Raw genomic sequence first — 15157 nt, 5'->3', positions numbered from 1 at the left:
ATCAGCGCGCCAGCATCTAGGCCAGTCGCCTGATCATTTCGCTATCCCGCGGGGGGAGCCATCAAGTGGTAAGTCAATTCGCGCGGGCCGCTCCGCTCGCGGCGCAATCGCTTACCTGCGTCGCGACGGCGTGACGAGGGACGAAGATTAGGCAAGGCTGTGCGGGCCGAGAAGGGCGGAGCCGACGGTGGCCTTCGCGGCGCGTGGAGCAGGGAAAGTCACGGTGGAACTACCAGCGCCGCTGAATCGCGATCTTGCCAGATATGCCGAGATCCCTGGACGCGAAACCGGATAGCCGCATACCGATCCCATTCGCTTTATCGTGCCTATGCTCTAGCGCTTCAGGGAGACGGGTCGCGGCTTCATAAAAGTGAGAAAGCCTTGGCGTCGGGCCGCTATGGCCGGCCGATCCATGTCGGGCGCAATGTCGTTTGCCGGGAGACAATCTGCGAAGGCCGATCGGATTGCGTCGAGAGAGACCTCCAGCGTGCTGGAAAACGTCCTGCCTCTCTGCCAGATGGCCACGTAGTGATAAAGCGCAGATGGGTCGACCGGTCTTGCTTCCAGCTCGAACGCTGAATACTCGCGCGCAATGATCTCGTTGGTGATGGATACGCCAAGGCCGGCCGAAACGAATCCAACCTCGTAGCCATTGGAGTCATATTCCACCAGTATGTCCGGCTCGACGCCGGCGAAGCGCAAGGCGTTGAAGTTCATCTGGTGGGAAGCGAATTCTGGGTCGATATCGACGATCGTTTCGCCTACGAGGTCGCTGGCTTCGACACACGCCTGCCTAGAGAAGCGATGCTTTGGATGAAAGATGCATACGTTGTGCGCCGAACCGATTGGCGCCCATTCAAACAGGCGAGGATCCACAGGCAGCCTAGAGATGCCAAGATCGGCTCGACCGGACAGGATGTGCTCGCCCACCTGGTGATAGTTTCCCGAAATTGATCGGACACTCGAATCGGTCTTCGAACGGATTGTCGCGACGACCTTCGGCAAGGTCACGAAACCGAAGACCGCGGGCGCGGCAATCGCGATCTGTTGCCTCTCTTCGTTCTTCATCGCGAAGATCGACGCCTCCAGGCGATCAAGGGACGTCAGCGCAAGTTCGACATTGCGTAGGAGTTCCCACGCCTCTCGCGAGGGAAGAATTCGATTGGTGGATCTCTCAAATAATACGACGCCGAGCAGTGCCTCAAGCTGCTTGATGTGCTGGCTCACTGCTGGTTGGCTAATCCCGAGCGCGACTGCTGCTTGCCTCGTCGATCCGGCCCGCAGCACCGCACGAAAGACCTGCAATTGTCGGAGCTTTAGGCCGCTCTGCAGCAACTCCATTTCGCGCCCTTCATAGGTTCGCATCTTTTGTAGGAGAGGCGACAACGCCCTTCTTTCAGGGGACCGATCCGGTGCTGGGATCGTGATCTCCCAAGTCTCAGATCTCGATGGTATAAGCCAATTAAAACCTCTTACAAGGTGTAAAATATCCCTATAGGTGGCGAAGAAATTTGACCTGTCGATTGTGGACTGATGGTCAGTCCACGACAGATTCGAGCCGCGCGGGCATTGCTTGGTTGGTCGCAGCAGGAGCTTGCAGACAAAGCCATCGTATCGCTGAACGCGTTGGCTAGGTTGGAGAACGGAAAGGTGGACTCCCGGATCAGCACTCTACAAGCCATTGAGGCGGCGTTAACAAGGGCTGGCGTCGAATTCTTGTACGCTGGTCAAAAGGGTGAGGGTGTGCGGCTTCTAAATCCTCAGGCCTGAGGGCCGGGCAGGCGCCAGGATCGCCGGCGCGTCATCGGCTCCGGAGGCGAGCGGGCGTGAAAGCCCTTGCGAATTTGCGTTGCTGGTCATGGTCACCGACTATCGTTCCAATCCGTCAAAATCCAGCCGCGACACACAGATGTGATGCCGCCGGCTCTCAATATCCCAACGCCATCCCGTCCTTGCGCGGGTCGGAGGCGCCGGTCAGCGTGCCCTTTTCCCAGTCGATCAGCACTGCCTGGCCGCCGCCAAGCGGGTGATGCGGTTCGACGATGCGATGGCCGCGCTTGCGCAAGCCCTTGATCGCCTCGTCGGGAACGTTGCGCTCAGCCTCCACAACGTCATCGTTGTAAAACACACGCGGCGCATCCATCGCCTGCTGTGGATCCATGCCGAAGTCGATCATGTTGGTCAAAAAATGCACATGGCCGAAAGGCTGGTAGCCGCCGCCCATGACGCCGAACGGCATCACCACGCGGCCATTCCGGGTCGCCATTCCGGGCATGATCGTGTGCATCGGCCGCTTGCCGGGCGCGATCGCATTGGGATGCCAGGGCTCGAGCCGGAAGCTCGAGCCACGGTTCTGCAGCACCACGCCGGTCTTCGGGCTGACCACGCCGCTGCCAAACGAATAATAGGTCGAGTTGATGAAGGAGACCGCGTTGCGGTCGCGATCGACCACGGTGATGTAGACCGTGTCGCTGCCCGGCAGGTCCAGCTTCGGCAGATGCGTCATCGCCCGCTCGGGGTCGATCTCGGCGCGCAGCCTGTCGGCATAGGCGGCGGACAAGAGCTGTTTGACCGGCACCGGGACCTGGTCCTGGTCGCCCACAAAACGATCGCGGTCCTGGTAGGCCAGCCGCCCCGCCTCGATTTCCAGATGCAGCCGCTCGGCGCCATTGGGATCGAGCCCGCCAAGCTTGAAGCCGGACAGCACATTCAGCATTAGAAGCGCGGTCAGCCCCTGGTTGTTCGGCGGCATCTGGTGGATGTCGTAGCCGCCGTAGGAGGTGCTGACCGGTGCCACATAGTCGCCTTTGGTCGCCGCGAAATCCTCTTGGCTATGCAGCCCGCCCAATTCCTTGAGCCGGCGCACCATATCGTCGGCGACAGCACCCTCGTAGAAGCCGGCCCGGCCCTGCTTGGTGATGATGCGCAAGGTAGCGGCGAGTTCCGGCTGGCGGTGGACGTCGCCGGCCCTCGGCGCCTTGCCGCCGGGCAGGAAGATGCGCGCGGCATGTTCGTCCGCGGCAAGGTCGATCTCCGGGTCCGCCCAGTCGAAGGCGACGCGGTCGTGCACGACATAGCCGTTCTCGGCATAATGAATGGCCGGCGCCAGCACCTCGGCGAGGTCCTTGCTGCCATGGTCCTCGAGCAACCGGCACCAGGCATCGATGGCGCCCGGCACCGTCACTGCGTGCGGCCCCTGTTTGGGAAGCTCGCTGAAACCCTTGTCCAGGTACCAGTCGACGGTCGCGGCCGCCGGTGCGCGGCCGGAGCCGTTGAAGGCCAGCACGTCAGCTTGTCCCGCCGGGCAGTAGAGCACGAAACAATCGCCGCCGATGCCTGTCGATTGCGGCTCGACCACGGCCTGCACTGCAGCGGCGCAGACCGCCGCGTCCATGGCATTGCCGCCGGCGCGCAGCATCTCGATCGCCGCTAGCGTCGACAGCGGATGCGACGTCGCGGCGACCGCTTCGGTGGCACGAACCGGCGAGCGGCCGGGAAACTGGAAATCACGCATTCTGTTTTTGTATCCCTTGGTCTGATGGATGCGACGTGGCCACTATCGCGTAACGCAGCGCGGCAGCGGATCGTTTCGGCTTGTCGGCGCAGCCCATGTCGCCAATTATCCTGACTATGCTCCGGTCATGTTTCATGCGCGGACCCGATAAGGCGTCAGCCAGGTCTCCAGGGCATTCAGGGCCGAGATGATGGTGAAATTGATGGTGAGATAAATCGCGCCCGCAGCCACGAAAACTTCGACAGCGCGATAGGTCTGAGAAATCAGGCCTTGAGCGATGCCTGTCACTTCCATCAGGGTGACGATCGATGCCAGCGACGTGCCCTTCACCATGAGGATGATCTCGTTGCTGTAGCTTGGAATGGCTTGGCGCAGCGCCAGAGGCAGTACGACGAGGCGCAAAATCTGGATACGTGTCATCCCGAAAGCGGAAGCGGCCTCGACAAGACCGCGCGGCACGCCTTGTATTGCGCCCCGCAGGATCTCGCTGCCATAGGCTGCGGTATTGAGACTGAGTGCGATGATGGCGCACCAATAGGGCTCGCGAAACAGCCACCAGAGCCCAACAGCCTGAAGGGTGGGACGGAACTGGCCGAGGCCGTAGTAGATGAGGAATATCTGGACGAGCAATGGCGTGCCGCGAAAGACGGCGACGAAGGCGCGTATCGGCCAGACCAGCATCCGATGGTTTCCCTGCTGCGCCAGTGCGAGCAGCAGGGCCAAGGCAAAGCCTATCGCGATCGACAAGCCCGCAAGCTGCAAGGTCAGCGGCAGGCCGGAGAGAAGGGTTGGAATGATCTCGACAAAGAAATTCAGATCGATCATGCGTGGACCATGCCTCGCCACGCTCGTGCCTCGCCGTAGCGGAAGACCGATCCGGTCACCGCGGCGATGAGGAAATACAGTGCCGCGGCGGCCAGGTAAAAGACGAAGGGCTCCCTCAACGATCCTGCGCCGATCTGAGATTGCCGCATCAATTCCACGAGACCGATCACGGAGATCAAGGCCGAATCCTTGAGCACGAGTTGCCAGACATTGCCGAGGCCCGGCAGGGCGTGCCGCATCAATTGCGGTATGATGACGAGGCGTAGCGATTGGAACCGGGACAGGCCCAAAGCCTTGCAAGCTTCGAACTGGCCGGGATCGACGGCGAGATAGGCTCCGCGATAGACCTCGGCTTGATAGGCGCCAGAAATAATGCCGATCGCCAGGACGCCGGTTGCAAATGTCGGGAGCCCGACGAAGCCGGCGCTGCCGAAGAGTTTTCCGATCTCGGTCAAGGCGATGCTGCCGCCATAGTAGAGCAGGTAGATCGTCAACAGATCGGGCACGCCCCTGAACACCGTGCCATAGGCCTTGGCCAACCACGACGGTACAGCTCTCGGTGAAAGCCGACCGCTCGCGGCCACTGCGCCGAAGAGGGCGCCGAGCAGGAAGCCTAGGATGGACAGCGCAAACGTAACGCCTGCTGCCAAGAGCAGCGCGCCGCCCCAGCCGCCCTTGCCGAGGGACAGGATATGGAGTGCATCGGTCATTTGAAACCTAGATGATCAGGGGCGTCCGGCCGATCGGTCGACACCGACCGGCCGAACAAGTCCCCAAATGGCTACTTGACCGGCGTCACGTCCGTTTTCACCCATTTTTCCGAGATGCTCTTGATGGTGCCGTCGGCGATCGCGGCGCTGATCGCGTCGTTGAGCATCTGCTTGAGCTTGGTGTCTTCCTTCCTCAGGCCCGCACCGGTTCCGGCGCCGAACAGACCGCCGACAAAGCCGGGCCCCGCTACCGTGAAGTTCGCGAATTCGGGTTTTGCAAGCGTTGCGGCGAGCGCCGTCTTCTGAGCGAATATCGCGTCGATGCGGCCCGCGGCCAGATCGAGATCGTGCTGCTCGGTCGTCTTGTACTCGCGGATCTCCACCGTGTCCCCGAAGTATTTCTTGACGAATTCGAGCATCGCCGTTGCCGCCTGGACGCCGACCACCTTGCCTTTCAGCAAGGGCTTCAACTTATCGATCGCGGCCTTGGTAGCAGCCTCATCGTCCATTTTGAATTTCTCGGTCGAAGCGCCGAGCTTGCCCAGGTCGCTGTCCTTGGCGGCTGCGAAACCACCCGGGTCGATCGCATAAGGCTGGGTGAAATCGATGGTCTCGAGGCGTTTCGGCGTGATGAACATGCCGGCCATGATCACATCGAACTTGCCGACCTTCAGCGCAGGAATAAGACCGTCCCAATCCTGGGCGATGATGGTGCATTTGACCTTCATCCGCTCGCAAAGATTGTTGGCGAGATCGATCTCCAGTCCGTCGAGCTTGCCGTCGGCGTTGGTGAAGTTCCATGGAGCGTAGGCGCCCTCCGTGGCGATGGTGATGGCCTTGGGCGCGTCCTCGGCCAAGGCGGTGTGCATGAAGCCGAACATGCTGAGTGCGGCCGCAACTGCGGCCAAACGATTGAATTTCATTTGGTTCCCCTTTTTTTGGTAGGCTGATTGAACGATTCCCACGCCCGGCCGCATTGCCGGTTCGAGGCCATTCCTGCCCGGTCGGCTTTCGTCACCGGCCGGGACTCACGAGCTCGGCCAGCAGCGGCGCCGTGCCGAGAACATGTTCCTGCATCACCTGTTCCGCGTGCTGTGCGTCGCCCGAGCGCAAGGCAGCGATCACGGCGGCATGCTCCTCGCGCGCGGAAAGCGGCTTGTCACAATCGTCGAACCAGATGCGCATGTAAGGCTCGATGACCACATGCAGCGCCGATATCTGGTGGACCAGCTTGGGCCTCTGGCTCAACGCACAGATGCGGCCATGGAATTCCTGGTGGCGGACAACCCAGTCGCTACCGCCGCTCTGGCCCGCGCGTTCCATGCGTTCGAGCAGGCGGTCGAATTCCTCGAACTCCTCTTCGTCGATCCGGGGCATCGCCAGCCTAACGGCCAACCCCTCCAGAACCGAGCGAATTTCGAAAATCTCATAAAGCTCGTCGACAGTCAGCCCAGCGACCACGCATCCCCGATTTGGGCGAAGAACCACCAGCCCGTCGGATGCCAGGCGCCGAAAGGCTTCCCGCACCGGCATGCGGCTCATGCCTATTTCAGCCGCGATGTCTTCGGGAATGAGGCGGTCACCCGGTTTGTAACGACCGAGGCGAAGCGCTTGCTGAAGATGCCTATATGCCTCCTCCTCTGCGGTGGCGGGCAAGCGTGGCTCGACGGAGAAGGCTGCTGGCACTTTGCACCCAAAAGTATTTTTGTATCCACGTATCATCAAATCCGGATTTGGCTGGAGCGTCAAGACCCGATCATGACGAAGTAGGGAGGGAAGGTGGGCGATCTCGGCTGCTTCAAAGGCACGGGGCCTGGTTCCCAGAGGTCAAATCACGGTCGCAGCCTCAATTGCCATTCGGTGCATTTGGTGCAATCTGCCCCCATGAAGATATCGGGCTCCGATCTCCATCTCTTTCGTGTCTTTGAAAGCGTGGTCCGCAATGGCGGCATGTCCGCGGCGCAGATGGAACTCTCGCTGAGCCAACCGACAGTCTCCAACCATCTGACCGCGCTTGAACAGCGGCTTGGCGTGAAGTTGTGTGAACGGGGGCGGCGTGGGTTTTCGCTGACGGAGGAGGGGCGGCGGGTTTACGAAATCAGCACGGAGATCACCGGGATGCTTGAAGCCGGTTCGGCCCGGCTTTCGCGCGTCCGAAGCGCTTTGGCGGGAAAGGTCGGCGTCGGCATTGTCGACTGCTTAACGACCGACCCAAGTTTCCGGCTCGCCGACGCTATTACCGAGCTTTCAAAAGCTGCGCCGGAAGTCGAGCTTGATCTCAGGATCATGCGGCCCAACGATATAACGAAGGCGGTGGCGGAAAACGAAATAGATATTGGGATAGGCGGCTCCGACATCAAAGTCGCAAGTGTGCAATACCAAGTCATCTACCAAGAGGAGCACGCGGTATTTTGCGGTTCGGCTCATCCTTTGTTTTGCCGAAATGACGAGACGATTACGAGTGAGGAATGCTACGGCCATCCGTGGGTAGAGAGAGGATATTGGTACGGGATTCGGCGTCACCGCTTCGATACCGCCGCGAACCGGGTAGCCTTTGATATTGAGGCGCAGCTTCTGATGGTCCTGTCGGGCGCCTACCTCGGGGTCCTGCCGATACATTTTGCGAGCATGTTCGAACAGCAGGGGCGTCTTCGCCGACTTCCCATAGCCGACGAGGCCTATTCCGCCGACATCGAGGTCGCCACGCGAACAGGCGAGCAGGCTGCCAACGTCAGCTATGTCCGTGATGCGATCATCAGGGCGCACCGGATGCATTTGTAAAAACCAATGTATCCGTTCTCTGAATGATATTCTTGCCACGTCGATAGAGGTCTAGCCTCCCGTACGGCTGGCGATGCGCAGCGCAAACCGCCACCTGCGATCTTGCCTGTAAACGTGCAACTTGGACGTAATCGCCAGGTCGGGTGTCGATATTTGGCCGTTAGGTATGGAATGAGCACGGACGCTTTGCTGCTTCGCAACCTTCCAAATTTTTCGCCGGAGGCGACAAGGCGCCTCGTGGCAACCCGGTATGGGATCGACGGGGCGTACAGGCAACTGGCTTCCGAGCGCGATCTGTCGTGGCGGATCGAGGGCACCGATGGCCGCGACGTCGTCGTCAAGATATCGAATATAGGCGAACCTGAAGGCGTCGTGGATATGCAGGTCAAAGCCCTGAAGCATATCTGCGACCGCGATCCGACCCTGCCGGTGCCTCGCGTTGTTCCCTCCCTTACCGGCGTCCCGTATGAATGGATCGAGGACGAGCACGGCTCCAGGCACATGATGCGTGTGCTTTCTTTCCTTCCGGGAAAGATCATGGAGCAGGTTGAGGAAGCCTTTTCCGCCGCCACTCGGTTCAACATAGGCGTGATGGTGGGACGGCTTGCCTATGCACTGCGCGATTTTTTTCATCCCTACGCAGGCAGCAATGCGCACCTCTGGGACATTTCACGTGCCCTGGCCTTGCGCCCGCAGATAGCAAAGATCTCCGACGTCGGGCTTCGGCAATTGTGCGAGGAAATCTTTGAGCGCGCCGAGCGCTTCACCCTTCCCCAATTGTCGAAAACCCGTCGCCAAGTCGTGCATCAGGATTCGCATGGCGGCAACATCCTGGTCGATCCCAACGACTGCACATCGCCGGTGGGCATTATCGATTTTGGCGATATGGGCCACAATTCCATTGTCGCGGACATTGTGACTGCTTCCGAGACATTCTCGGAGTTCGATGACGATCCGATCGCCTACCTTTGCGACGTGACATCCGGTTTCGATTCGACATACCCGCTTGAAGAAAACGAGATCGATCTCCTTTTCGATGCGCTGCTCCTGCGCCTCGCCATGGCCACCGTCATCGTGGAAGCGAGAGAAGCCACCGATGAAGCCGGCATCCCGCATATCGAAAACGCCGGCCATTACCCTCGGATGATGGAGTTGCTCAGCCGTCAAGGTCGCCCACAGGCGGTTCGCCGGCTTCGTCAGGCATGCCGGTTCCCGGTTCATGGCGCCATCAGCAATGATGGCGGGCATCTCGCAACTGACTATGACGTGCTCAGGCACGAGCGCGAAGCTCACCTGGGACCGATTTGGCATTTCTACGACAAGCCATTGCACATCACCCGCGCCCGCGGAGCCTGGATGTATGGCGCCGATGCCACCGCTTATCTGGACGTCTACAACAACGTCCCTCAGATCGGCCATTGCCATCCGCACGTGGCGATGGCGATCTACCGCCAGGCCAACGCGCTGAACACCAATACGCGATATATGTGCGACGTGGCCGTCGAGTATGCGGCGCGCCTGACCGCCGACCTGCCTGATCACCTCGACGCCTGCATCTTCGTCAATTCGGGCAGCGAAGCCAACGACCTGGCGATGCAAATCGCCATGTCACTCAGCAGACGCGACGGCGGTTTGATCATCGACCAGGCCTACCATGGCTGCACCGAACTCACGACCGCCCTCTCCAATGAAAGCTGGCGTCAGCTTCCCGCCGACGAGCACCCCAATCGCATTGAAACCCTGGCGGCCCCCGACATGTATCGGGGTCTTTTTTCCCGCGATCCCCAAGCAGCAGCGAAATATGCTGCCGACGCCGACAGGGCGATAGCCGTCTTGCGCGAAAGGGGGCACCCGCCTGCGGCATTCATGGTCGACACTGCCCTATGTTCAAGCGGGGTGCTGCGGGCGCCTGAAAACTACTTCAATCTTGTCGCCGAAAAGGTCCGATCGGCAGGCGCGTTCGTCATTGCGGACGAGGTGCAGGCCGGTTGTGGCCGCATGGGAACTTTTTGGGGTTTCCGGGCAAACGGGCTCAAGGACGAAAACATCGACTTCATAACAATGGGTAAGCCGGTTGGAAACGGCCACCCTCTTGGCGTCGTCATTCTCAGCTCGGATTTGATGAAGCGGTTCGTCAATGGCACCTATCCGCTGTTGTTCAGCACGTTCGGCGGCAACACCGTTGCATGCGCGGCCGGCATGGCTGTGCTGGACGTCCTGGAGCGAGAAGACCTGATCAAGCGGGCCGCCGTAATCGGCGAGTATCTGCGCCAGGAGCTTGGGCGCCTGGCCGAACAGCACCCCGTCATCGGCGACGTACGCGGGCTTGGAATGATGACTGGCGTGGAATTGGTGACGGATCGCCTGACCAAGGAGCCGGCCATCACACAGACCGAGCGACTCATTGACGACATGCTGGCCCGCAACATCCTCATCGGGAAAAGCACGCCCAACACGCTCAAGCTACGCCCCCCGCTGATTTGGTCGCGCGACGAAGTCGACATCTTCATCAGCGCTTTTGATGACAGCTTGAGAGGGCACCAATGAGCCCGCCCATGCATTCGCTAGAGAATGGATGGCAGGCCGGTCTCCAGAGGGGAGGTCAACGCCTTTCTCCTCACCTTCGGGAATTGAGCAACGTCCTGCCACCAGAATGGCGGGCGTCACAAACAGGAGGACCTGAATGAAGAAGGAGCTACTCGGACTGGCTGTCACGATGACGGCCGTCCTCTTTTCCGCAGGCGTCTCGTTGGCAGAGGACAAGGTCGTCAACGTCTATAACTGGTCTGATTATATCGACAGTTCCATCCTTGATGATTTCACCAAGGAAACCGGTATCAAGGTCGTCTACGACACCTTCGATTCGAACGAAATTCTTGAGACCAAGCTGCTTGCCGGCGGCTCCGGCTATGACGTTGTGGTTACAACCGGACCTTTTCTGGCCAGGCAAATTCAGGCGGGCGTGTTCCAGAAGCTCGACAAGTCCAAGCTGCCAAATCTCAAGAACATGTGGCCCGAGGTGATGGCGCGCTTGGCCCAATATGACCCGGGCAACGAATATGCCGTCAACTACATGTGGGGCACGACCGGCATCGGCTACAATGTCGACAAGGTGAAGGCCGCGCTCGGCGACATGCCGATCGACAGCTGGGATGTGCTTTTCAAGCCGGAGAATGCGGCCAAGCTGAAGGACTGCGGCATCAATATCGTCGATGCGCCGGAGGAGACCATGGCCATTGCCATGAACTATCTCGGCAAGGACGGCGACAGCAAGAAGAAAGAGGACCTCGAAGCCGGCGGTGACATCTACGCGAAAATCCGGCCCTATGTCCGCACCTTCAGCTCGTCTGCTTACATCAACGACCTGGCGAATGGCGACAAATGCATCAGCATCGGCTGGTCGGGCGATGTGCTGCAGGCCAAGAACCGCGCCAGGGAAGCCAACAACGAGGTCAAGGTCGAATACCTCATCCCCAGGGAAGGCACCTATATGTGGTTCGACAATCTGGCTATCCCTGCCGACGCCAGGCATGTCGATGAGGCGCACGCCTTCATCAACTACCTGATGCGGCCGGAAGTCATCGCCAAGTCAACCAACTACGTCCAAACTGCCAACGGCAACCTCGCCTCGCAGAAGTTCATCGATGAAGCAGTGTTGAAGAACCCCTCAGTTTATCCGACGCAGGAAACGCTCAAGAAGCTTTTCACAATTTCTTCGTATGGGTCGAAGGAACAGCGCGTCCTCACCCGGCTCTGGACCCAGATCAAGACGGGCAGCTGAACGGGGCGGTCACCGCCCCACTTTTGCTGGCTGCGCCTCTGGTCAAGGTCTGCCGCCGCCACCTGATGGCCATGCGCGGAAGAATGGCGGGCGAGTCCGCGGTCTCTTGGACCGGTAACGCGCGAATCCACTCTCGGGGGCGGATCCGAATGCGGAGCCGTCCATATCAATCGCCGATTTGCTACTTCAAATTGGGAGAAACAATGCCATTCCAAGATCTGATCCAGCCTGAACTAGGCGCCTATGTCAGCAAAGTGGCCACGCCAGGCGACTTTGCCCAGTTCTGGGCCTCGACCATCGCCGAGGCCCGCCAGGCCGGCGGCAAGGTCGACATCGTACCGGCGCAGACGACACTGAAGGCGGTCCAGGCTTTCGACGTCACGTTTCCGGGATACGGCGGTCATCCGATCAAAGGATGGCTGATCCTGCCGACGCGTCATGAGGGGCGGCTTCCTCTTGTCGTGCAGTATCTCGGCTATGGCGGCGGGCGCGGCTTGGCACATGAGCAACTGCATTGGGCGGCGTCAGGATTTGCTTATTTTCGAATGGATACACGCGGGCAGGGAAGCGACTACAGCGTAGGAGAGACCGCCGATCCGGTCGGCTCGACCTCTTCGTTCCCCGGCTTTATGACGCGTGGCGTCCTGGACAAGAATGACTACTATTACCGGCGCGTGTTCACCGATGCTGTGAGGGCGATAGATGCTCTGCTAGGGCTGGACTTCATCGATCCCGAGCGCATCGCGGTTTGCGGCGACAGTCAGGGCGGCGGCATCTCGCTCGCCGTCGGCGGGATCGATCCGCGCATCAAGGCCGTAATGGCCGATGTTCCGTTTCTTTGCGACTTTCCGCGCGCTTTGGGGACTGCCGTCCTCGATCCCTATTTGGAGATCGTCCGTTTCCTGGCGCAACATCGCGAGAAGAAGGCGACAGTCTTTGAAACGCTCGGCTATTTCGACTGCGTCAACTTTGCCCGGCAGTCCAAGGCGGCGGCGCTGTTTTCCGTGGCCCTGATGGACGAAGTCTGCCCGCCCTCTACCGTTTATGGCGCGTTCAATGCCTACGGTGGCGAAAAGACCATCGTAGAGTACGAATTCAACAACCATGAAGGCGGGCAGGGCTATCAGGAGCGCGAACAGATGGCTTGGCTCAGCGAGCTGTTCGGTGTCGGCTGACTTAAGACTAGTATCCGTCGGGCGTGGGGCTGCCCTGAGGGCATCGTTGCCGGAGCGCGGGAGATGACGCCCGGCCGATGAGCTACCGAGGCTGCATGCGAGGCGCTCAGTCGAGGCGCATGACCTCGCCGTTCGCATATTGGTTCTCGGCTTGTCCCCGCCGCCACGTTAGCCGTCGCCTGGAGCGGAGAGAGCGCTCGTCTTCCGATGTCGCCGTCAGGCATTTTAGCTCCTCCGCATTTCGTTTTCGTTGGACGCGACCAAGGGACAGTGAGTAGCTTCGAGCGATGCCCTAGACCCTGCCGTCGACGCGCTGTTCTATTGGCGCAGGATGGAACTCCTACATGTGGTCACGCGGAATACGAGCGTTGCGCTCGCGTTCGAATACCTTGTGACCGTCAGCCAGTGCTTCAATCCGCTCCGAAATAACCCATTCGGTCGCCGTGCAGGAGAGACGGGTGGTGCAATGGCTTCTGAGCCAGCGCCAGAGCGACCCTACTTCAGCCTCGCCGATCGGCGCGTCGAGTGTCTGGCTCGCAGCAAGAGACCGCGTCTATCGCGAAAGCTCTCTGCCGGGCCTTCCCCGGCAGAGAGTCTCGCAGAGCGCTTGTGCTAAGGCGAAAGCGGTTTTCTGTGGCGACAGTTCTTGCAGGGGGAATTAGTCCTCCTCCTGATCATTGGGTTCGCCGGACCATACGAGAGAATACGAAGGAAATGGGGTGGCGAACCACCCGCTAAGATATTGATTTCCGGTAGAAAACGATGACCCTCAGCGCCCGTCACTATCGTTATTTATCAATGAGTTATTGACCGGTTCGCCAAAAGGTTCGCCAGGCTGTGGTTTGTGCGTCATCCCTAGAGGACGGGAGCCGCTCCGAACGCCGTGGAGGGTCGTTGCCCCTGCCGAAGAAATCGCGCGGTTGGGCACGTTCGGCAAAGAGCGCTGCCCACTCGGCGCCGCTTTCGGCATCGGCATCATAGAGGAAGGTCATTTCGGCGCCCCGGGATTGCTGCGAAAGACGAAGCTCAGCGTGCCTGCCCCTCAGCTTCCATTTCCGCCATGTCCTGGAACCTGTCGGCGATACGTGGATGCGCCCGCCCGCCATCACAGGCGCCAATGGCGATCAGCACCTCATCCGCACCGGGTGCGTCCGGAACCTGGAAGTTGGCCGTCAGGAAGTGGGAGCGTTTGCCGGTTTCGCTCTTGTGGGTCATCGGCAGGGAAAGAAGGGCGCCTGGCCCGTTGCGGGTATTCGTGAAGCTCAGATAGGTCGTGCCGTCTACCGCCGTGCGGAACATATTGCCGAACCGCAAGGTATGGATCAGCGCCGATGCATGTTCGATCTCGCCATTGATGCCGACCGAAGCCGCCTTGCCGTAAGCCTCGACCTTATCCGCCGACAAGAGCGCCACCAATCGCTTGGTCATTTCGGCGCCAAGACCCGGCGCCAACCGGAGGATCTCTGGGCGCAAATTTTCAACGAATCCTTGACCGGCCCACGGGTTCTTCAACACGGCTGCGACCACGACCATGGAGATCGGTTGGTCGGCTTTCTTGCCACCCTCGACGAATACTTCCTCGATGAATGTGCAAAACTTTCTCACTCCGAGATCCATGGATTCCTCATCTGTTCGCTGGATTGTGGCGCAACCTAATGAGCAACGACGGTGAATGTCTTCCTTCGTTAGGGAGGAAAAACAGAATGGCCGGCACTTCGAAACGATGTAGAATTCAGCTTCCCGCGCATGCCTAACTCAGCGGGTCGTGGCGCAGGGAGCGATTGTGGACAGGAAGGCGCAAATCTCGGTTCTCAAAGATGTCGCGAGTGAGATCAATTCCGGCGGCGATCTTGTCATGATCCTGAGGCACTTGGTTTTCGCCGCCTGCCGCCATGCAAACTGGACGCTCGGTTCGATCATGTCGATCGATGCCGCTCATGGTTATGCCCATGTGATGGTTCGCTATGATCCGACGTTGATCGAGCGAACGCTCCCTGACCGTTGGGAACTGGCGACGAGCCCCTCGCTGATCGCCTTGAAGCGGAACGAGCCAGTCTATATCCGCGACGTGCGCGAATCCGAGGAGTTTCCAGGTTATCGCCGCGAAGCTTTCGAGCGAGATTACCGTACCGTCCTCGTCATGCCTATGAACTGCAGCGACTTCGAGGGCCGGCCAATGGTGCTGAGCGTTGTGTCGCGGGATATCATGGAGGTCCCGGAAGAGGATTTGGCGTTTCTGGGTATGATCGTCCATCTCGGCGCCATCGCGATCGAGAGGGAGCAGCGGCTGGAAGCCGAACGGCAGGCCGGAGACAGGTTGCAAAAGGCGCTCAAGGCGCACACCTCCCTACTTGAACACGTGCTTGCAGAC

13 protein-coding genes and 1 pseudogene are annotated in these 15157 nt (G+C 59.9%); 7 read left to right on the top strand and 7 right to left on the bottom strand.

Translation table 11 applies throughout. From position 1 onward, the window contains the following. The first annotated feature begins 187 nt into the window (after positions 1-187). Positions 188-337 (top strand): annotated as a pseudogene (locus EN745_RS04740) (DUF2274 domain-containing protein). Here EN745_RS04740 and EN745_RS04735 read toward each other — a convergent pair. Next, positions 334-1341, bottom strand: a complete 1008-nt coding sequence (locus tag EN745_RS04735; protein ID WP_127420664.1) for a LysR family transcriptional regulator — start codon at positions 1339-1341, stop codon at positions 334-336. The pseudogene EN745_RS04740 and the gene EN745_RS04735 sit on opposite strands and share 4 nt — an antisense overlap. 192 nt (positions 1342-1533) lie before the next feature. On the opposite strand from EN745_RS04735, the gene EN745_RS04730 reads away from it, so the two are divergent. Continuing rightward, positions 1534-1770: a helix-turn-helix domain-containing protein gene (locus EN745_RS04730; RefSeq protein ID WP_127420663.1), complete on the top strand. Its 237-nt coding sequence runs from the start codon at positions 1534-1536 to the stop codon at positions 1768-1770. 157 nt (positions 1771-1927) lie between these two features. Here the strand turns inward: EN745_RS04730 and ggt are convergent, their stop codons facing one another. The 5 genes from ggt to EN745_RS04705 form a co-directional block, all read right to left on the bottom strand. After that, on the bottom strand, positions 1928-3514 hold the full coding sequence (ggt, locus tag EN745_RS04725; protein WP_127420662.1) for a gamma-glutamyltransferase: 1587 nt from the start codon (positions 3512-3514) through the stop codon (positions 1928-1930). A gap of 132 nt (positions 3515-3646) precedes the next feature. Next, positions 3647-4339: an ABC transporter permease gene (locus tag EN745_RS04720; RefSeq protein WP_127420661.1), complete on the bottom strand. Its 693-nt coding sequence runs from the start codon at positions 4337-4339 to the stop codon at positions 3647-3649. Next, on the bottom strand, positions 4336-5049 hold the full coding sequence (locus tag EN745_RS04715; RefSeq protein ID WP_127420660.1) for an ABC transporter permease: 714 nt from the start codon (positions 5047-5049) through the stop codon (positions 4336-4338). Before EN745_RS04715 ends, EN745_RS04720 begins: the two co-directional genes overlap by 4 nt. A gap of 71 nt (positions 5050-5120) precedes the next feature. Then, entirely contained in the window at positions 5121-5972 is an 852-nt protein-coding gene (locus EN745_RS04710) for a transporter substrate-binding domain-containing protein (RefSeq protein ID WP_127308660.1), read from the bottom strand. Positions 5973-6063: 91 nt separating this feature from the next. After that, positions 6064-6705, bottom strand: a complete 642-nt coding sequence (locus EN745_RS04705; protein WP_245478062.1) for a GntR family transcriptional regulator — start codon at positions 6703-6705, stop codon at positions 6064-6066. Positions 6706-6828: 123 nt separating this feature from the next. On the opposite strand from EN745_RS04705, the gene EN745_RS04700 reads away from it, so the two are divergent. The 4 genes from EN745_RS04700 to EN745_RS04685 all read left to right on the top strand — a co-directional run bounded on the left by EN745_RS04700 (position 6829) and on the right by EN745_RS04685 (position 12786). After that, positions 6829-7830: a LysR family transcriptional regulator gene (locus tag EN745_RS04700; RefSeq protein ID WP_127420659.1), complete on the top strand. Its 1002-nt coding sequence runs from the start codon at positions 6829-6831 to the stop codon at positions 7828-7830. A gap of 171 nt (positions 7831-8001) precedes the next feature. Further along, positions 8002-10377 carry an aminotransferase class III-fold pyridoxal phosphate-dependent enzyme gene (locus EN745_RS04695; protein ID WP_127420658.1) on the top strand — a complete coding sequence of 792 codons (2376 nt, stop codon included), beginning with the start codon at positions 8002-8004 and terminating at the stop codon, positions 10375-10377. A 136-nt stretch (positions 10378-10513) separates the two neighbouring features. Then, positions 10514-11611, top strand: coding sequence for a polyamine ABC transporter substrate-binding protein (locus tag EN745_RS04690; RefSeq protein ID WP_127420657.1), 1098 nt, complete (start codon positions 10514-10516; stop codon positions 11609-11611). Positions 11612-11694: 83 nt separating this feature from the next. Next, a complete protein-coding gene (locus EN745_RS04685; RefSeq protein WP_245487637.1) occupies positions 11695-12786 on the top strand; it encodes an acetylxylan esterase in 1092 nt (363 codons plus the stop codon). Between the two features lie 1026 nt (positions 12787-13812). Here EN745_RS04685 and EN745_RS04680 read toward each other — a convergent pair. Further along, a complete protein-coding gene (locus tag EN745_RS04680) occupies positions 13813-14403 on the bottom strand; it encodes an amino acid synthesis family protein (RefSeq protein WP_127214130.1) in 591 nt (196 codons plus the stop codon). 166 nt (positions 14404-14569) lie between these two features. Here EN745_RS04680 and EN745_RS04675 point away from each other — a divergent pair. Then, positions 14570-15157: GAF domain-containing protein (locus tag EN745_RS04675; RefSeq protein ID WP_145991979.1), on the top strand; the 588-nt coding region annotated here is incomplete at its 3' end.

This window comes from Mesorhizobium sp. M4A.F.Ca.ET.022.05.2.1, assembly GCF_003998845.1.
Classification (GTDB): Bacteria; Pseudomonadota; Alphaproteobacteria; order Rhizobiales; family Rhizobiaceae; genus Mesorhizobium.
Note: the sequence above shows the minus strand (reverse complement) of the source record. Positions and strands in the feature narration are given on the sequence as shown.